This is a genomic window from Streptomyces sp. NBC_01750 (assembly GCF_035918095.1).
GTDB lineage: Bacteria > Actinomycetota > Actinomycetes > Streptomycetales > Streptomycetaceae > Streptomyces.
In genome coordinates this window covers 3,303,965-3,321,798 of the sequence record NZ_CP109137.1, presented here as the reverse complement: position 1 = coordinate 3,321,798, position 17,834 = coordinate 3,303,965, and the positions used below count along the sequence as shown (strand labels likewise).

Here is a 17,834-nt window from a genome sequence, read left to right as displayed (position 1 = left end):
TATGCGTACGGGATGGCCGACCGATACGTGACCGTTGCCCTCGACAAGCGCGGTGTGCAGTGCACCGCGAAACTGCTGACCGAAAAGGCCCCGCTGACCTGCGCGGCTGTGTGGGACGCGCTGCCCCTGGCCGGGGATGTCTACCACGCGAAGTATGCCCGTAATGAGATCTATGCCCTGCTGCCGGCGTTCGCGGAGCAGGAGCCACCGCTGGAGAACCCGACGGTGACGCCCATTCCGGGTGATCTGTGCTATTTCACCTTCTCCGATGTGCAGTTGGGCACGGCGTCCTACGGATACGGGGAGCAGGCCGCCCACCATGGCCGCCGTACCGTCGTCGACCTCGCGCTCTTCTACGAGCGCAACAACCTGCTGCTCAACGGCGACACCGGCTGGGTCCCCGGCATCGTCTGGGGCTCGGTGGTCGACGGCCTCGACCGGATGGCCGAGGCCTGCCACGACCTGTGGCGAGCCGGTGCGCTGGGCGAGACGCTCAGCTTCCGCCGGGCGCCGTAGGAGCGGGCACCGGCATCGCGGCCGCGCCCGACTCGTACAGGGCGTGCGCCGCCCGCAGTACCAGCGCGTCCGCGTGCCGCGGCCCGATCAACTGGACACCGATCGGCAGCCCGTCCTCGTCCACGCCGCACGGCACGGTCGCGGCGGGCTGCTGAGTCATGTTGAAGGGGTACGTGAACGGCGTCCACCCCGTCCAGCGGTGCTGCCCCGAGTGGACGGGCACCTCGAACCCGGCCTCGAAGGCCGTGATCGGCAGGGTCGGCGTGACCAGCAGGTCGTACGAGGTGTGGAACCTCCCCATGCGCCGGCCCAGCTCCATCCGGGTGTCCACGGCCGCCAGGTACTCCAGCGCGCTGTACCGCGCCCCGATCCCGGAGACCTCGCGCAGCCCCGGGTCCAGCAACTCCCGCTGCTCCGCGCCGAAATGCTGCAGCAGCCGGGCCGCACCGCTGAACCACAGGGTGTGGAAGGCCTCCACCGGGTCGGCGATGTCCGGATCGGACTCCTCGATGTACGCGCCGAGGCCCGCCAGCGCCCCCACCGCCCGCCGCACCGCGGACGCGACCGCGGGGCGCACCGCTACCTGACCGCCGAAGGACGGCGAGTAGGCGATCCGCAGCCCCTTCACTCCGTCCGAGAGGCCGTCGCGGACGCTGCTCGCCGGGCCCAGATGCGACCAGTCCCGCCAGTCCTCGCCGCTGATCACATCGAGCATCAGCGCGGCGTCCGCGGCGTCCCGTGTCATCGGGCCCGCGTGGGAGAGCGTCCCGAAGGGGCTGGACGGATACAGCGGCACCCGTCCGTACGTCGGCTTCAGCGCGAAGATCCCGCAGAAGGACGCGGGGATGCGGACCGAGCCGCCGCCGTCCGTGCCGATCGACAGCGGACCCGCGCCGACCGCCACGGCCACCGCGCTGCCGCCGCTGGAGCCGCCGGATGTCCGCGCCGGATCGTACGGATTGCGCGTCACTCCGTGACGCGGCGAATCGGTGACACCCTTCCAGCCGAACTCCGGCGTCGTCGTCCTGCCGAGGAAGACCGCGCCGTGCGCGCGCAGCCGGGCGACGGACGGCGCGTCCTCGTCCCACTTGCCCTCCGCCGAAACGGTTTTGGAGCCGCGCAGGGTCGGGACCCCGCGCTGCAGCAGGAGGTCCTTCACCGTCACCGGCACTCCGTCGAGCAGCCCCTGCGGCTGCTTTCTGTGCCACCGCTCGGTGGATGCCCGCGCCTGGGCCAGTGCCTGTTCGGCATCGACCCGGACAAAGGCATTGACCAGCGGCTGCACCACCTCGATCCGTTCCAGCGCGGCGAGGGTCGCGTCGACGGGGGAGAAGTCGCCCTTCTCGTAGCCGGCCAGCAGTTGGCGTGCGGTCAGGTCAGTCAGCGGAGACATCATGCATGGGGACGTACCCACGTTTCTTGTCCACCACGTTCGGGAACGGCTTTCCGGCCTCCCACAGTTCGTACAACTCGACGAACTGTTCACCCAGACGGTCCCGCCAGCCGACCGTGTCGCCGCTCATATGCGGCGAGACGATCAGCCCGGGGACGTCCCACAGCGCGCTGTCGGGCGTGACCGGCTCGGACACGAACACATCGAGGGCAGCGCCCGCGATCCACCGGTTGTTCAGCGCGGTGACGAGATCGTCCTCCACCACCAGCGGACCGCGCCCCACATTGATGAAGTGCGCCGACGGCTGCATCAGTGCGAAGCGCCGCGCGTCGAACATCCCGCGTGTCGCGTCGGTGAGCGGCGCGGCGCAGACGACCCAGTCGGCACGGGCGAGCAGCCGGTCGAGATCCTGCGTGCCGTGGATTCCGGGCCGCTCGGTGCGGCCCACGACCGCCACGGTGACGCCGAGAGCCTCCAGCGTGCGGGCCACGGCCCGGCCGATCGGGCCCGCGCCGACGACCGTCGCCCTGGTGCCCGCGACCCGCAGGCCCTCGCGGTGGCGCCAGCGCCGCTGCCGCTGGAGCTCCAGGGTTCCGGGGAGGTCCTTGGCCATGGCGAGCACCAGTCCCGCCACGTATTCGGCGATCGGTTCCTCGAAGACTCCGCGGGCGTTCGTGACGACCGTGTCGGAAGCGATCAGCTCGGGGCACAGCAGCCGGTCCACGCCCGCGCTCGGGGTGTGCACCCAGCGCGGCCGCGGGCCCTCGCCGGGCCAGCCGCGGCGTACCGCGTCGGAGGTGAAATCCCATACCAACAGGACGTCTGCGTAGGGGAGTCGAGAGGCGAGCGTCTGCTCGTCGGCGTACTGGACGCGGACCCTTCCGGCCAGTTGACCGAGACGCGGCGGGGGGTCGGCCGCCAGGACAAGGAGGGTGGGTTCAGACATCAAGCGGAAGCCGTTTCGTAACGTCTGACATGTACGGATTGACCCACGCTCGCACCCGAACCTAACGTCGTCAATAACACGCTAAGGGGGCCAGCGATGGATGTCTCCTTTCTCGGCGGGCCACGGCCACAGCGCGGTGTCGGTGTGGTCGCCCCGTTCGATTTCGCCCTGGACCGGGAGCTGTGGCGCTGGGTCCCCGACAATGTCTCGCTGCGTCTGACCCGTACCCCTTATGTGCCTGTCGAGGTCTCGTTGGACCTGGCCCGCCTGGTGAGCGAGCACGAGACACTGCGCGATGCGGTACGGGCACTGGGCGCTTCCGAGCCCGAGGTGGTCGCCTACGCCTGTACGTCGGGCAGCTTCGTCGGCGGCCTGGCCGGGGAGCGGGCCATGTGCGAGGCGATGAGCTCGGCGGGGGAAGTGCCCTCGCTGACCACCTCCGGCGCCCTGCTCGAAGCACTCGACGAGCTGGGCGCCGGCCGTATCGCCCTGGTCACGCCCTATACGGAATCGGTGACCCAGGCCTTGGAGGAGTATCTGGCGGAAGCCGGGGTAACGGTCACGGGCCGCGCTTTTCTGGGGCTGACCCGGCACATCTGGAAGGTGCCGTACCGGTCGGTCGTGGACATGGCGCGGCAAGCGGTGGTGGGCGCGGCGGACGCGCTCTTCATCAGCTGCACGAATCTGCCGACGTACGACGCGATCCCGCAACTGGAGGCCGAACTGAGGATGCCGGTGCTCTCGGCGAACCAGGTGACGATGTGGGCGGCGCTGCGCGGGATCGGGGTGCACGCGGTCGGCCCGTACCAGGCGCTGCTGCTGCAGCCGGAGGCCGCTGAGGTGGAGCCGCCACAGATGCCGTCGGCTCACCAGGCACCGCAGCCCCAGCAGGCCCAGCCGGCTCAGCCCGAAGAACAGGAAGGCTGGACATGACCACGGTCGGACTTCTCTACCCCGGGCACTCCGCCGAGGACGACTATCCCCGGTTCGAGGTGCTGCTCGACAGCGACATCAGACTGCCCGTCGTCCACACCGACATCGGCGAGGACGCGCACCGCGTCGACGCGCTGCTGGAGATGGGATCGGCGGAGCGGCTCGCCGCGGGTGTGGAGGAGCTCCGGCTCGAAGGGGCGGAGTCGGTGGTGTGGGCGTGCACCAGCGGGAGTTTTGTGTACGGCTGGGACGGGGCGCACGAACAGATCCGCTCCCTCGCCCGGGCCGCGGGTCTGCCCGCGTCGAGTACGTCGTTCGCCTTCGCCCATGCGCTACGGGAGCTGGGCGCGCAGCGCGTCGCGGTCGCCGCGACCTATCCGGAGGACGTCACCGCGCACTTCACCGCCTTCCTCAAGGCGTCCGGCGCCGAGGTGGTCGCGGACAGGGCGAGCGGGATCGTCACGGCGGCCGAGGTGGGCACCTGGGGCCGGGCGGAGGTGCTGGAGCTGGCGCGCGCTGGCGACCATCCGGACGCGGAGGTGGTGCTGCTGCCCGACACGGCCCTGCACACCGCGGCGTACCTCGCAGACCTGGAGGAGGTGCTGGGCAAGCCGGTGCTCACCGCCAACCAGGTGACGGTGTGGGAGGGGCTGCGGCTGGCCGACCGCAGGGCCTGGGTGTACGGGCCGAAGCTGGGCACGCTGTTCGCGAAACGGGAATGACGGCGAGGTGGCAGGAACGACGAAGGGGACGACGAAGGGGACGACGGGGCGGGAATAAGCGGAGAGACCCTCCTGTTCTTCTTCCCTGTACGTATCTTCATGCGCAGGAGGGCCCCACCGGTGGACGAGATTCGAGGCACGGCGAACGGAACCGCCCCCGTACCGCTGTCGGTACTGGACCTGGTGACGGTCGGCAGCGGCCGTACCGCGACCGACGCCCTGCGTACCAGCGTGGACATCGCGCGGCTCGCCGAGCGCCGCGGCTTCCACCGCCACTGGGTCGCCGAGCACCACTCCATGCCGGGGGTCGCCTCGTCCTCGCCGGCCGTGATCCTCGCCCACCTCGCCGCCCACACCGAGCGCATCCGTCTCGGTTCCGGCGGTGTGATGCTCCCCAACCACGCGCCGCTCGTGATCGCCGAGCAGTTCGGCACGCTCGAGGCCCTCGCGCCGGGCCGGATCGACCTGGGTCTGGGCCGCGCGCCGGGCACCGACGGTGCGACCGCCGCCGCGCTCCGGCGTGCCGACCGGCTGGGGTCCTCCCTGCCGGAGGCCAGGGGAGAGGGCGCGGACGAGTTCCCGCAGCAACTCGCCGAGCTGACCCGGTTCCTCGACGACGACTTCCCGGACGGCCATCCGTACGCCCGTATCCACGCGGTCCCCGGGCCGGTCCAGGGCCCCTCGGCCCGCCCGCCGATCTGGCTGCTCGGCTCCTCCGGCTTCAGCGCGCGGCTGGCCGGCGTCCTCGGACTGCCCTTCGCCTTCGCGCACCACTTCTCGGCGCAGAACACCGTCCCTGCGCTGGACCTCTACCGCGACTCCTTCCGCCCCTCGCAGATCCTCGACGCCCCGTACGCGGTGATCGGCGTCTCCGCGCTCGCCTCGGACGACGAGCGGGAGGCGCGCCGTCAGGTACTGACCGGCGCGCTGTCGATGGTCCGGCTGCGCACCGGCCGCCCCGGGCTGATCCCCACGCCCGAGGAGGCGGCGGCGTACGAATTCAGCGCCATCGAGCGGGAGTTCGTGGACAGCTGGCTGTCGAATGTCATCCACGGCACTCCGGACGCGGTGCGCACCGGCCTGGACGACCTCCAGAAGCGCACCGGCGCCGACGAGTTGATGATCACGGCCAATGCGCACGGCGGCGACGCGCGGCTGCGCTCGTACGAACTGATCGCGGATGCCTACGATTTGCCGGGTGGACTGGTTCATTCCTGAACCTCTTGTCCGCAGTCCCTTAAGGGAGTCCTAAAACCGCTCGTCACCGATGGTGGCGGGCGGTTTCGCATTTCGGGCACGGGGGTCTGACAAGCGGTTTCTCGAAGAAATTGGTCTAGTCCTCATTTGGTTCAGACCATTGACGCGGCAGTGGCCGGATCGCTATCTCTACTCCAACTCCCGTTCCGGATTACGTCCCACGCACCCCCGGAGGCTGCACGTGCACTCCCGCAGACCCTTGCTCGCGGCCCTGACGACCGCGGCGCTCGCCGCCGGAGCCCTGGCCGGTTTCACAGGCCTCGGCACCGCCGGGGCCGCGGCCGGTGGCGACGCCACGGCCGCCGCCGCCTCCACCGGCGGGGTGAAGATCGCGTACTACGACCAGTGGAGCGTGTACGGCAACGCCTTCTACCCCAAGCACCTGGACACCCGGGGCATCGCGGACAAGCTCGATGTCATCAACTACTCGTTCGGCAACATCCACCCCACCGACCTGACCTGCTTCGAGGCGAACAAGGCGGCGGGCGACGACAACAACCCCAACGCAGGTGACGGCGCGGGCGATTCGTACGCCGACTACCAGAAGTCCTTCGCCGCGGCGGACAGCGTCGACGGCGTCGCCGACACCTGGAACCAGCCGATCGTGGGCGTCTTCAACCAGTTCAAGGAGCTGAAGGCGAAGCACCCCAAGCTCAAGATCAATATCTCGATCGGCGGCTGGACCTACTCCAAGTACTTCCACGACGCGGCGAAGACGGACGCGAGCCGCAAGAACCTGGTCGCCTCCTGCGTCAAGCAGTACATCGCGGGCGACCTGCCGGTCGACGGCGGCTACGGCGGCGAGGGCGCGGCCGCCGGGATCTTCGACGGCATCGACATCGACTGGGAGTACCCGGGCTCGGAGGGCGGCCATCTCGGCAACCACTACGGCGCCGAGGACAAGGCCAACTTCACGCTGCTGCTGGCGGAGTTCCGCAAGCAGCTCGACGAGTACGGAGCGGCGCACGGCGGCAAGAAGTACCTGCTGACTGCGGCGCTCCCGGCCGGCCAGGACAAGATCAAGAACATCGAGACGGACAAGATCGGCGCGTACCTCGACTACGCGAACATCATGACGTACGACATGCACGGCGCCTGGGACGCGGACGGGCCGGCGTACCACCAGTCGCCGCTGTACTCGCCGGCCTCCGACCCGACCGACGTGATCGCGCCGGGCACGCAGAAGTACTCGATCGACAACGCCATCGACTCCTGGCTGGACGGGAACGCGGCGTACGGCATCGCGGGCGGCTTCCCGGCGAACAAGCTGACGCTGGGGTACGAGTTCTACTACCGCGGCTGGAAGGGCGTCCCGGCCGGCGCGAAGAACGGCCTCGCGCAGTCCGCGACCGGCGCCTCGGGAGCCCGCCCGGTCAGCCAGCAGGCGGGCATCGCGCACTACAAGGAGCTCGGCGGCATCGTCGACAACGCGGCGACGACGTTCTGGGACGACGAGGCGAAGGCGGCGTACTTCTACAAGGACGGGGAGTTCTTCACCGGTCTCGACAAGCGGGCTATCCAGGCGCGCGCGGACTACGCGCACAACCGTGGCCTGGCGGGCGCGATGATGTACTCGTTGCTCGGCCTCGACGAGCAGACCACGCTGCTCAACCAGATCGTCACCGCGGTCGGCGGCTCGGCCGCCCCGGACCCGACCCCGTCTCCGTCGGACCCGACGCCGACCCCGGGCAATCCGACCCCGTCCCCGGGCAACCCCACCCCGTCGCCGTCCGCCCCGCCGGCCGGCTGCACGGCACCGGCCTGGTCCCCGGCCCCGGCGTACACCGGCTCGACGCAGGTCTCCCACAACGGCCATGTCTGGAAGGCCAAGTGGTGGACCCAGGGCGAAGAGCCGGGCACCACGGGTGAATGGGGCGTCTGGCAGGACCTGGGCGCCTGCTGACCCGACCTCTCCAGTCCCCCCACAGGCGACCGCCCCCGGCCGGAACTCAATTCCGGCCGGGGGCGGTTCGGCGTTCCCGGTCTGCCTTCCGGCCTGTCTCGTCTGTCTCCTGGTCCGCCTCCCGGCCGACGACCTCAGACCGACAGCGCGCCGGAGCCGATCAGCTCCGCGATCCGTTCCGGCGCCACCGCCCGTGAGTACAGCCAGCCCTGACCCGTGTCGCACCCGATCCGCCGCAGACGCGACGCCTGGCCGGCCGTCTCCACGCACTCCGCCGTGACCGTCAGGCCCAGCCGGTGCGCCAGTTGCACCATCGCCTCGACGATCGTCTCGTCCGCCGGGTTCGGGTGCGCCTCGTCCTGGAAGCCGCGGACAAACGATCCGTCGAGCTTCAGTACGGACACCGGCAGCCGGCTCAGATACGCCAGGTTCGAGTACCCGGTCCCGAAGTCGTCGATCGCGATCCGCACACCCATGTCGCTCAGTGCCTGCAGCGCCTGGAGCGGGCGGCCGGCCGAACCCATCACCGCGGACTCGGTGAGCTCCAGCTGCAGCAGATGCGGTGGCAGGCCCGTCTCGGCCAGGATCTCCGCCACGTCCGCGACCAGGTCGGAGTCCCAGACCTGCCGCACGGCGACATTGACGCTCACGAACAGCGGCAGGGCGTCCGGATGGTCCTTCTGCCACTGGCGGGCCTGGCGGCACGCCGTACGCAGCACCCACCGGCCGAGCTGGACGATCGAGCCGTCCTCCTCCGCGATGGCGATGAACCGATTCGGCGCGAGCGTGCCGAACTGCGGGTGGTTCCAGCGCACCAGCGCCTCCACGCCTCGCGGCACCCCGTCCGCCATCCCCACCAGCGGCTGGTACTCCAGGGCGAACTCGCCGCGCTCCACGGCCGGCCGGAGCGTGGAGGAGAGCGCCTGCCTCGTCATCCGGTGCGCGTTGCGCTCGGGGTCGAAGAGGGTCCAGCGAGCCCTGCCGTCCGCCTTCGCCCAGTACAGTGTGGTGTCCGCGGCCTGCATCAGACCCGTCGCGGTCGTCCCGGCCGCTGCCCGTTCCACGACCCCGATCGACGCCGACACCGAGAGCCGCTGTCCCGCGAGGTCGAACGGCTGCTGGAGCGCGACCAGTACGGATCTGGCGAGGTCGGCGAGCTGCTCCGTACCGGTGGAGTCCTCGACCAGGATCGCGAACTCGTCGCCCCCGAGGCGGGCCACCAGATGGCTGCCGCTGCGCGTGTGGCCGTCGCTGTCCGCGCACTCGGTGAGCCGGGTGGCGACGGCGGCCAGCAGCCGGTCGCCGACCCTGTGCCCGAGCGTGTCGTTGACCGCCTTGAAGCCGTCCAGGTCCAGGTAGCAGAGCCCGATCCGCCCGGTGGAGCCCTGGTCGTAGGCCGATGACTCCAGCGCCGCCGAGAGCCGCTCGAAGAAGAGCGTGCGGTTGGGCAGCCGCGTCACCGGGTCGTGCATCTGGACCTGCCGCAGCCGCGCGAGCAGCTCGCGCCGGTCGCTGACGTCCGTGATGGAGAGCAGCACATTGCTGCTTTCCGGCACCGGCGCGACGGTGACTTCGGCCCAGAGCGTGCGCCCGTCCGGGTGCTTGAGGCGGCGCGTGCAGCGGAACCTGGAGCGGCGGCCGCGCAGCACTTCGCGGTACGCCTGCCAGGTACGGCCGTCCGATGCCAGGTCGACGAGATCGGCCGCGGACTGGTCCAGCAGGGTGACGGGCTCGGTGCCGAGCAGCGCGGCGAAGGCCTCGTTCGCGCTGACCGTCAGGCCCTCGTGGTCGACGACGGCCATCGCGAGGTGCGCGGCGTTGAACGCGGCGCGGTAGTCACGCAGTTCGGCGGCCGCCCGGCCGGCGCTGTGACGCTCTGTGAGTAACGGCCGGTTGCTTCCGGGGACTGCGACTCCGGCCGGCCCTGTTCCTTCGGAGGTTCCGCTCACCGCTCGCTCCCGCAGTGCAGTTGTTTTCGTACAGGGTCGTACAGATGTGGTCGGGATGGCCGCCCCACGCGATCGGCGATGAAGCCGGTATGAACTCGGGGAAGACGCCGGGAAAGTGTGCCGATCATAGAGGCCACCCGGCGGCTGTTCCAGCTGCGGCGTAGTGGATCAGGCCGCCCCAGGGCTACGGACGATCGTTTCTGCACAGGTCTGCGCGGCGGCCGATTCCGTCCTGACCGATTGTGACGTTCCGTGAGCCATCGGAGTGTCGGCGGGTCTCGGGTCGGTGTCGGCCCGGTGTCGGGTCGGTCACCCGAGTGGGGCAGCCGGCAGGGCGTACCAGCTGAAATCAACACAGGGTGGGTGAGGTGTCCCGCATTCCTCAGCCGGAGGTCCACGTGGAGGGTCAGCAGTCACCCGAGGGAACACCCGTGGGAGTGGCCCCGGGAGTGGAATGGGGACGCCTGCGCAGCGCCGCGGCCGCCCTCACCTCCCTCATGGCGCTCGCCGCCACCGGCCTGGTGGCCGGCCCGGCCGTGGCCGAGTCGCCCGGAGGGCCCTGTGCGCTGCCCCGCACTGCCGCTCACCACTCGCTCGGCGTCGACTCCTGGGACTCTGCCTACCCGCGACCTGTCGGGAACCTGGACGCGGTCATGATCTTCCTGTCGTTCCCGGACTCGGTGCCGCTGAACTCACCGGACGACCTCGCGAGGGACCACTTCCCGGCCACCAGCCAGTTCTTCGCGCGTGCCTCGTACGGGCAGTTCGCGCTGCGCCCGCATCCGCAGCACCAGTGGGTGCCGATGCCGAAGTCCTCGACCGGGTACGGGATAAAGCGGGACTGGGACTCGGCGCGGCGCAGCGCTTATCTGCGCGACGCGGTCGCCGCGGCGGACTCGACGGTCGACTTCTCCCGCTACGACGTCGTCTATCTCGTCGCCGACCCGGACGCGCCCGGTGTGGACGCCGACGCGACGAAGGTCGTCAACCTGGAGCAGCCGCTGCATGCCGACGGCACGGACATCAAACGGGTGGTCACCGTCTTCGAGAGCCATCCGCCGGACCACAATGTGCTGGCCCACGAGACCGGGCACGCCTTCGACCTGCCGGATCTCTACCACCGGCCGACGGACGGCAAGGGGGACTGGGACACGTACGTCGGGGACTGGGATGTGATGGGCAGCCAGTTCGGGCTCGCGCCGGATCTCTTCGCCTGGCACAAGTGGAAGCTGGGCTGGCTGGACCAGCGGTCCGTGCGGTGTGTGCAGAAGTCCGAGCTGATCACGCTGGAGACGGTGGAGGCCGCGCCCGGCGGGAGCCTCGGCACGCGGCTCGCCGTCGTCAGGACCGGGGAGGACACCGCGCTCGCGATCGAGGCGCGCAGCTCGATGGGCAACGACCGGGAGACCTGCGCGGAGGGAGTGCTGCTGTACCGCGTACAGGCCGAGACGGCGTCGGGCGGCGGTCCGATCGAGGTGGTGGACACGCATCCGGACACCGAGGCGTGCTGGGACCGGTCGGTCTATCCACCGCTCGCGGACGCGCCGCTGGGGGTCGGCGAGACGTTCACGATGCCGGGGACGCCGGGTGAGCGCACAAGGGTGCAGGTGGTGGATCGGACGCGGTCGGGCGCGTGGACGATCAGGATCACGACGGCGTAGCGGCGCGGGTGCGGGCTGCCGCGATGCGGGTCGTCGCCTTGGTGCGGGTGGCCCTTCGGGTCGCTTCGGCGCGGGAAAGCGAAGAAGCCCCTCGCTCTCGCGAGGGGCTTCTTCCGTCTGTGCGCCGCCAGGGACTCGAACCCCGGACCCGCTGATTAAGAGTCAGCTGCTCTAACCAACTGAGCTAGCGGCGCCTGCTGACGTCGTAGACCTTAGCATCCTGATCGGCGGGAGGAAAAATCGATATACGCACGCTCGAGGACGAGGCCGCACGGACCGCCCGGACGCACGACCAGAGCAGTACCTCGGGCCCCGGAAGCCACGGATGGCGGGCGTCCGGGGCCACCAGCCAGCGCGGCCCGGTGGCGTCCTGGCTCTGCGCCAGCGGCGGGACGGTCACCGCGTCGCCGATGCCGTGGTAGATCATCGGCGGTACGGAACAGCCCCACTCCTCCCAGTCGAGCAGGGACGGCAGACGCTGGGCGGTGCCGGGCGCGGCGAAGATCATCATCCGGCCGCGGTGCATGGCGACGGGGCCGGATCCCGGCCCCTCCTCCCAGAGTCGGTCGAGCATCCGCCGGCCGAAGATCGTGGGCACGTTCACGACATCGAAGACGGCGCCGCAGGGGAGCACGGCGGGGGCGGTCGGCCGGGTCTCCCAAAGGGAGAGTATCGAGCGCGGATACGCCCCGGCGGAGGTGAGCCAGCGGGCGCCGGGGGTGGTTACCTGTGCCGCGCGATGGCTGCCCTCCTCCTGCAGGAGGGCGAGGATGTCCGTACGGCGCTCGTCGTCAGCGGCGCCGGGGTCTCGCAGGAGTTCGTCTCGCAGCCATGCGCTCATAAAACAAGATCTACCGTGAGTGACGGTTCTGTCTCTGAGAGTTTGCGGAAATGGGGACAGGGCGGGGCGGGGAGGGGTACCTTGCCCCCCTGCATATGCCAGGCGAGATGTTGGCCGGTGCGTGCCCCTGCGTGCCGGTGCCCGTTCGGCTGCTTCCGGCCACTACGGGGTGGTGTTGCGGAGCAGGTCGCGGCCGAACTCGATCATCTTCTTGGCGTAGTCCTCCGTCCACTCCGCCCGCTGGGCGATGTCCGCGGGGGTGAGCCGGTCGAAGCGCCGCGGGTCGGCGAGCTGGGCCGCCGCAAGCGCCTGGTACTCCGCCGCCCGGTCGGTCGCCGCGCGGAACGCCAGGGTCAGTTCCGTGGAGCGGGCCAGCAGCTCCCGCGGGTCCTCGATGGACTCCAGGTCGAAGAAGTGCTCGGGATCGGCGGCAGCCTCCGACGGCTCGAAGAGCAGCGGGGCCGGTCGCAGCTTCCGCTCGCTCCGCTCGGGATCCGCCATGTGGTTCTCCTCCTCGTACGGTGCGGCCCTGATCCGGCCGCCTTTCCTCGACTCGCGCGCGTGGCCGGACTCCGCCCGGTGCCCGGGGCCACCGTCCATTGTCCCGGTCCCCGCAAGGGGGCCTGCGGTTGCCGCCGCACGCCGCGTTTCCCGGTACTCACGGTCGCCAGCTCACACGGTGTTCCGCCAGGTGGGCCAGCACCGCGTGGTTCGCCTCCCATCCATCCGGGAATTTGACCGTGACGCCCAGCTGGACAGGCTCCGTCGAGGGGTGCTCGTCCAGCAGGTCCGTGATGCCCGCGCGGCACACCACGATGCACGCGTGCCGGTGGCGGGAGGCCAGTACGCACAGCCGGCCCGTCTCCAGATGGAACGCCGTCGCGTCCGGGCGGCCCGACAGCGGGTGGAGGACCACCGTGACGTCGAACTCCCGGCCCTGGAGGCGGTTGGCGGTGTCCACGGTGACATCGGCGACGCCCACCTCGGCCAGGGCCGCCCGTACCGCCGCGGCCTGGTCGCGGTGGGCCGTGCCGACCGCGATCCGCTCCGCGGTCACCGGGACCGGGTCCGCCGACCGCTCGCTGGTCGCCGCGCCACCGCGGTCCAGCAGCCGGCGGACCACCAGGGCCACGGCCCGTACCGCCTCGGGGTCCGTACGGGGCGTGCTGCGCGCGGGCAGCTCCAGCAGACCCCATCCGGACTCCGCCGCCTCGTCCAGCACCCGGTCCGGCCCCGAGCCGTCCGACGGCACACCGAAGGCCAGCCGCCGGTCGTCCGGGCCCGTACCGCTGCGGAAGGGTGTGTACGGGTAGAACGCGTCCGAGACCAGCGGTGCGGCGGACGACGGGAGCCGCCAGGAGACCGGCAGCCGGTGCTGCGGGAGCTCCGGGTTGTGCGCGAGCAGGGTCGAGACCGCGCTCGCGGACGGGTCGTACGACAGCCCGGCCCACTGGTCCGCGCCCACGATCGAGAACGGGTCCAGCTGGCCCGGGTCACCCACGAACAGCGCCCGTTCGAAGAGCCCGGCGACGGCGAGCAGCGCATCGGAACGCATCTGGTACGCCTCGTCGACGATGGCGTGCCGCCAGGGCTCCACGCCCTGCACATGCGCCCACTTCGCGGCGGTCGAGATGACGATGTCCAGGCCTGCCAGGTCACCGGCCTTCGCGGACTTGCGTACGTTGTCGAGCTCGTCGAGGGCCTTGTCGTACGGGTCGGCGTCGTTGCTGTGGAGCCGCCCGACCGGCAGGTCGGGCTCCTTCCCGGCGAGCCGGACCACCAGGTCGTCGACCTGCGCGTTGGTCTGCGCGATGACCATCAACGGTCGCCCGGCAGCCGCCAGTTCCCGCGCGGTGTGCACGACGAGCGTCGACTTGCCCGCGCCGGGAGGCGAGTCCACGACGACGCCGCGGTGTGTTCCGTGCAGCGTGTCGGAGAGGATCGCGTCGGTGGCCCGGGCGGCCTCGGCAGACGGATCGAAGACGCGCCCGCTCACAGCGCACCTCCGCCCGCAGCGGCGGAGGGGTCAACAGCGGCCGTCACAGAATGTCCTCCGGGGTCACGGGGTCCGGGCTCTCCGCGGCCGTGCCCGGAGGGCCGCCGTGGGTCCATGGGGTTTCCTCCTGGTCCGGCAGCTTCGGGCCGCCCCGCCGGCCGTGCTCGAACAGGGTCCACGCGATCCGCTCGCCCTTCTCCGGTACGGAGCCTTCCGCAGGGTCCTTGGACCGGCCCATGCGGTCGGTCAGCCGCAGCACCAGCACACCCTCGGCCTCGGACCCTGTGAACCCGACAAACTCGGCCGTCTGCGGCTTGCCGTCCAGCGAGCGGTACACCTTCACGCGCTCGCTCAGATGCGGGCGGTCGTCCGTACGGACGGTCAGCAGGGGACGCGGGCTCGGCCGCTTCGACTCGGACCAGGCCATCACGACCTCGGTCACCTCGCCCATGAACGCCTCGCCCGCCAGTCTGCGCCCCGCCAGCACCAGTGGGTCGTCCAGCGCCTCCTGGGCCTCCAGCTGCGCCTGGGCCGTCTCGCGGGAGGCGAGTTTCCGCGCGGCCGTCACCGCGTCGTCGCGCCGCGGCTGCGGTGGTTCCCCGGCCCGTACGCGATCGCGTTGCGCGGTGAACGACCAGCGGTCGCGCGTCCAGCGATCCGCCGCCCGCGGCCCCTCCGGCAGCTCCCGCAGCAGCTCGAGGCCGCGCCACACCGCCTGCCAGGTGGGCTGCAGCTGGCCGGCCACGAGTCGGCGGATCTCCCGCTCGGCGACGGTCAGTTCGCCAAGACGCGCGTCGGCCGCCGCACCGTCCTCGGCCGCCGCCAGCGCCTGGCGCGCCCGGTCGTAGCGCTCGACGGCCGGGGCCAGCAGCCTGTTGTCGAAGGCCGGGTCGGTGGCCGGGCCGGCCGGCGGGCAGAGCAGCTGCCCGGCCCGGTCCCGCGCCAGCTCCGCCCGCAGCGCGGCCTGAGCGCCCGATGTGCCGTCGGGCGGGTCGATCCAGGCGAGCAACGCGCCCAGATGCTGGTCCTCCAGGCTCGACTGGCCGGTCGCCCAGTGCCGGTTCAGCAGATCGGTCGCCGCGAGCAGCAGCGAGGAGCCGGGCACCCGGGCGCGCTCGCCGTAGTGCGTCAGCCAGCGGCCGAGCAGCGGGACGCGCGGCGGCGCGGGGTAGGGCGCGTCGGGGTCATCCTCGGCCGTACGCCGGAAGCGCATCGAGCGGCCGAGGAGCCGTACGAAGTCGACGCCGGCCCGTCCAGGCACGATCAACTGCGGTGCGTCCGCGCACAGTTCGACCTCGGCCTTGTCGGCCTTGTCGCCCTTGCCGGTCTCGGTGCCGGTTTCTCCCCCGGCCTTCGGCCGGGAGGTGCCCCCAGGCCCGACAGGCTCGACATCGTCGGCGTACGCGTCGAGGTGCGGCAGTACGGCATCGGCCAGCTCGGCCAGGAAGGTGAAGCGCAGATCGCGGTCGCGCGGCTGCGGCACGACCAGCAACCGCGGCTCCTGGGGATCCGTTCCCACCAGCGCGCCCAGTGGCGCACCCGCCTCACCGGCCGTGGTCAGCGGTACGAGTACCAGCGGCCGCTCGGACAGATGCCGGTGCCGCACGGTCGCCAGCGGGGTGGCCCGCCCCGACTCCACGGCCTCCAGCCGGGCAAGGATGGAGATCAGCGACATCCGGCCTCCTCCAGCGCCTCGGCCCGCAGCGTCGCGGCCCTGCGCAGGGCCGCGACCGCCGGATCGTCCTCCGGGGCTCCGGCGGTGGTCTCGCCGGAAGGCGCGGCGGCGGCCGAGCCCCGTGCCGCCGCCAGCACTTCGCCGATCGTCGTCAGTCCGCCCAGCTCGCCGCGCACCCCGCGCCCCAGCGCTTCCACGGCTCCGGCCTCGCGGGCCCGGTCGCGGCAGTGGAAGGCCAGCTCGCAGGCGGCCAGGCACTCGGGCGCATACGCCGCGGACACCGACTCGACCGCCGCGGTCAGCTCATCGGCCGGGCGCTCCAGGTCGAAGGTGGTGCCCTCGGGCAGCGCGGCGGCGATGTCCTCGATCCGGGTCAGCCGGGCCAGCTGGCGGCGGGTCACCGAGAGCTGCTTGCGCACGTCGACGACGGACGCCGTCGGCAGGTTCGAGAAGTCCTTCGGGCAGACCAGCAGGATGCTGTGCGCGACCCGCGCGCCGTCCGTCAGCGCGGCGACCCGCTCCAGCGCCAGTACGTACACCGCGGCCTGTCGCGCCGCCGCGCCCACCTTCGCCGCGTCCGCCGAGCCGTCGATCATGGGGAAGGACTTGATCTCGACGACCGTCCACCGTCCGTCGGGGTGCACGACCACCGCGTCCGGCTCCAGATAGGCGGGGGAGCCCGCGACCTGCAACGCCAGCATCGGGTGGTCGAGCAGCGTCCACCCACCGGCCGCGGTGGCCTCGCGCAGCGCCAGTGCCGTACGTGCCGCGCGGCCCTCGGGACCGGCCGCCGACAGATCGGGCACCCGGATCTCCGCCGCGGTTTCCACGCCGAGGAGTCGTGTCAGCTCCTTGCCGCCGTCGGCCTTGACCTTCGCCTCGAAGGCATTGCCGCGCATGAAAGCGAACTGCGACTGCCCGAACGCGGCAGGCGACCCCAGCGCGGAGGCGAGCGCCGCCTTGTCCACCCCGGCGCCGTCCAGCAGCGCGCGGCGCTTGCAGCCGGGGTTGGCGGCGAGGGCGGCCAGCGCCCGGGCGTCGAGCGGATGGGGCTGGGCGGCGGGGCCGCGCAGCTCAGCGAGCCGCTGCCGGAGTGCTGTCGTCGGCGCCTGCGGAGGAGGTCCGCTGCCCAGGGATTCGCTCACCCGCGGAAGTCTCGCATCCGGCACTGACAATCGGGGACTTCGAGCCGGAAGCGGCGGCGGTGAAGCGCGTACGCATCCGGTCGGCGAGGCGCAGCGCGGGGCGGGTCAGCAGCAGGCCGATGCCCATCACGGCGCAGCCCGCGACCGCGTCCAGGAAGTAGTGGTTCGCCGTCCCCATCACCACGAACGTGGTGAGCAGCGGGTAGGCGACGCCGAGGAACTTCATCAGCGGCGTGCGGCCGTGCCGCCACAGCATCACCCCGCACCACAGGGCCCAGCCGACGTGCAGACTCGGCATCGCCGCGTACTGGTTGGTCATTGAGCCCATACCGCGCGGCGCACTCGCCTCGCCACCCCACCAGCCGTACGAGCTGTACTGGGCCATCGTGTCGACGAAGCCCTGGCCTGCGTCCAGCAGCCGCGGCGGGCAGGTCGGCAGCAGCGTGAAGCCGACGAGCCCGAGGAGCGTGGAGAGCATGAGCCATGTGCGGGCGGCCCGGTAGCGGGCGGGGCGGCGCCGGAAGAGCCAGACCAGAATGGCCGGAGTGACCAGATAGTGCAGGGAGGCGTAGGCGAAATCGGCGGGAACGCCGAGGGCCGGGGTGCTGCTGAGGAGGCGGTTGAGCGGGTGTTCGGCGTTGAGCAGGAGTGCCTTCTCGGCCCGGAGTATCGCCAGGCCGTGCTCGACCGCGGCTGCCTCGTTGCCGCGTGCGAGCAGCCGGCCGGCCGAGTAGGCGGCGTAGACCACGACGATGAGCATCAGTTCGGTCCACCAGCGGGGCCGATGACGAGGCGCGGTGTGCGGCATCCGAACGATCTCCATTGTGTGTTCAGGCGGCGGTCGGCCGCCGCTCAACCGTACGGTGTACAAGAAGGCGCGCGTTCATCGGGTACCCG

General features: G+C 71.4%; 15 protein-coding genes and 1 tRNA gene. 6 read left to right on the top strand and 10 right to left on the bottom strand.

The window, feature by feature from the left end:
• The first annotated feature begins 12 nt into the window (after positions 1–12).
• Positions 13–516, top strand: a complete 504-nt coding sequence (locus tag OG966_RS14820; RefSeq protein ID WP_326650088.1) for a DUF3830 family protein — start codon at positions 13–15, stop codon at positions 514–516.
• On the opposite strand, the gene OG966_RS14815 is transcribed toward OG966_RS14820, so the two are convergent.
• Together OG966_RS14815 and OG966_RS14810 are read right to left on the bottom strand one after the other, a co-directional pair.
• Positions 494–1,909: an amidase gene (locus OG966_RS14815; RefSeq protein WP_326655210.1), complete on the bottom strand. Its 1,416-nt coding sequence runs from the start codon at positions 1,907–1,909 to the stop codon at positions 494–496. The two genes, OG966_RS14820 and OG966_RS14815, sit on opposite strands and share 23 nt — an antisense overlap.
• Positions 1,893–2,855, bottom strand: coding sequence for a D-2-hydroxyacid dehydrogenase (locus tag OG966_RS14810; RefSeq protein ID WP_326650087.1), 963 nt, complete (start codon positions 2,853–2,855; stop codon positions 1,893–1,895). The genes OG966_RS14815 and OG966_RS14810 overlap by 17 nt, the downstream gene beginning before the upstream one ends.
• A gap of 96 nt (positions 2,856–2,951) precedes the next feature.
• On the opposite strand from OG966_RS14810, the gene OG966_RS14805 reads away from it, so the two are divergent.
• The 4 genes from OG966_RS14805 (at position 2,952) to OG966_RS14790 (ending at position 7,670) form a co-directional block, all read left to right on the top strand.
• The gene (locus OG966_RS14805) at positions 2,952–3,788 is read left to right on the top strand and encodes a maleate cis-trans isomerase family protein (protein WP_326650085.1); all 837 of its coding nucleotides are present in this window, start codon (positions 2,952–2,954) and stop codon (positions 3,786–3,788) included.
• Entirely contained in the window at positions 3,785–4,510 is a 726-nt protein-coding gene (locus tag OG966_RS14800; RefSeq protein WP_326650084.1) for a maleate cis-trans isomerase family protein, read from the top strand. The genes OG966_RS14805 and OG966_RS14800 overlap by 4 nt, the downstream gene beginning before the upstream one ends.
• 99 nt (positions 4,511–4,609) lie before the next feature.
• Positions 4,610–5,728, top strand: a complete 1,119-nt coding sequence (locus OG966_RS14795; protein ID WP_406731943.1) for an LLM class flavin-dependent oxidoreductase — start codon at positions 4,610–4,612, stop codon at positions 5,726–5,728.
• Positions 5,729–5,948: 220 nt separating this feature from the next.
• Positions 5,949–7,670: a glycosyl hydrolase family 18 protein gene (locus OG966_RS14790; protein ID WP_326650081.1), complete on the top strand. Its 1,722-nt coding sequence runs from the start codon at positions 5,949–5,951 to the stop codon at positions 7,668–7,670.
• A 134-nt stretch (positions 7,671–7,804) separates the two neighbouring features.
• Here OG966_RS14790 and OG966_RS14785 read toward each other — a convergent pair whose 3' ends face one another.
• Positions 7,805–9,619: a putative bifunctional diguanylate cyclase/phosphodiesterase gene (locus OG966_RS14785; protein WP_326650079.1), complete on the bottom strand. Its 1,815-nt coding sequence runs from the start codon at positions 9,617–9,619 to the stop codon at positions 7,805–7,807.
• Between the two features lie 398 nt (positions 9,620–10,017).
• Between OG966_RS14785 and OG966_RS14780 the strand changes: the two genes are divergently transcribed.
• Positions 10,018–11,280 carry a M6 family metalloprotease domain-containing protein gene (locus OG966_RS14780; RefSeq protein WP_406733874.1) on the top strand — a complete coding sequence of 421 codons (1,263 nt, stop codon included), beginning with the start codon at positions 10,018–10,020 and terminating at the stop codon, positions 11,278–11,280.
• A 120-nt stretch (positions 11,281–11,400) separates the two neighbouring features.
• On the opposite strand, the gene OG966_RS14775 is transcribed toward OG966_RS14780, so the two are convergent.
• From OG966_RS14775 to OG966_RS14745, 7 genes are all read right to left on the bottom strand, one after another.
• Positions 11,401–11,474, bottom strand: a tRNA-Lys gene (locus OG966_RS14775).
• Positions 11,465–12,121 carry a bifunctional DNA primase/polymerase gene (locus OG966_RS14770; RefSeq protein ID WP_326650078.1) on the bottom strand — a complete coding sequence of 219 codons (657 nt, stop codon included), beginning with the start codon at positions 12,119–12,121 and terminating at the stop codon, positions 11,465–11,467. Before OG966_RS14770 ends, OG966_RS14775 begins: the two co-directional genes overlap by 10 nt.
• A gap of 162 nt (positions 12,122–12,283) precedes the next feature.
• Complete coding sequence (locus OG966_RS14765) at positions 12,284–12,622, bottom strand: hypothetical protein (RefSeq protein ID WP_326650077.1); 339 nt, start codon at positions 12,620–12,622, stop codon at positions 12,284–12,286.
• A 157-nt stretch (positions 12,623–12,779) separates the two neighbouring features.
• The gene (locus OG966_RS14760; protein WP_326650076.1) at positions 12,780–14,117 is read right to left on the bottom strand and encodes an AAA domain-containing protein; all 1,338 of its coding nucleotides are present in this window, start codon (positions 14,115–14,117) and stop codon (positions 12,780–12,782) included.
• 43 nt (positions 14,118–14,160) lie between these two features.
• On the bottom strand, positions 14,161–15,792 hold the full coding sequence (locus tag OG966_RS14755) for a hypothetical protein (RefSeq protein WP_326650075.1): 1,632 nt from the start codon (positions 15,790–15,792) through the stop codon (positions 14,161–14,163).
• Positions 15,783–16,937 carry a hypothetical protein gene (locus OG966_RS14750; protein ID WP_326650073.1) on the bottom strand — a complete coding sequence of 385 codons (1,155 nt, stop codon included), beginning with the start codon at positions 16,935–16,937 and terminating at the stop codon, positions 15,783–15,785. Before OG966_RS14750 ends, OG966_RS14755 begins: the two co-directional genes overlap by 10 nt.
• Positions 16,867–17,745, bottom strand: a complete 879-nt coding sequence (locus OG966_RS14745) for a phosphatase PAP2 family protein (RefSeq protein ID WP_326650072.1) — start codon at positions 17,743–17,745, stop codon at positions 16,867–16,869. Before OG966_RS14745 ends, OG966_RS14750 begins: the two co-directional genes overlap by 71 nt.
• Positions 17,746–17,834: the final 89 nt, after the last annotated feature.

Bases quoted from the DNA above. Each gene is read 5' to 3' on its own strand.
- OG966_RS14820 (WP_326650088.1), top strand. From the start codon at position 13: ATGGCCGACCGATACGTGACCGTTGCCCTCGACAAGCGCGGTGTGCAG.
- OG966_RS14815 (WP_326655210.1), bottom strand. From the start codon at position 1,909: ATGTCTCCGCTGACTGACCTGACCGCACGCCAACTGCTGGCCGGCTAC.
- OG966_RS14810 (WP_326650087.1), bottom strand. From the start codon at position 2,855: ATGTCTGAACCCACCCTCCTTGTCCTGGCGGCCGACCCCCCGCCGCGT.
- OG966_RS14805 (WP_326650085.1), top strand. From the start codon at position 2,952: ATGGATGTCTCCTTTCTCGGCGGGCCACGGCCACAGCGCGGTGTCGGT.
- OG966_RS14800 (WP_326650084.1), top strand. From the start codon at position 3,785: ATGACCACGGTCGGACTTCTCTACCCCGGGCACTCCGCCGAGGACGAC.
- OG966_RS14795 (WP_406731943.1), top strand. From the start codon at position 4,610: ATGCGCAGGAGGGCCCCACCGGTGGACGAGATTCGAGGCACGGCGAAC.
- OG966_RS14770 (WP_326650078.1), bottom strand. From the start codon at position 12,121: ATGAGCGCATGGCTGCGAGACGAACTCCTGCGAGACCCCGGCGCCGCT.
- OG966_RS14765 (WP_326650077.1), bottom strand. From the start codon at position 12,622: ATGGCGGATCCCGAGCGGAGCGAGCGGAAGCTGCGACCGGCCCCGCTG.
- OG966_RS14755 (WP_326650075.1), bottom strand. From the start codon at position 15,792: ATGTCGCTGATCTCCATCCTTGCCCGGCTGGAGGCCGTGGAGTCGGGG.
- OG966_RS14745 (WP_326650072.1), bottom strand. From the start codon at position 17,745: ATGCCGCACACCGCGCCTCGTCATCGGCCCCGCTGGTGGACCGAACTG.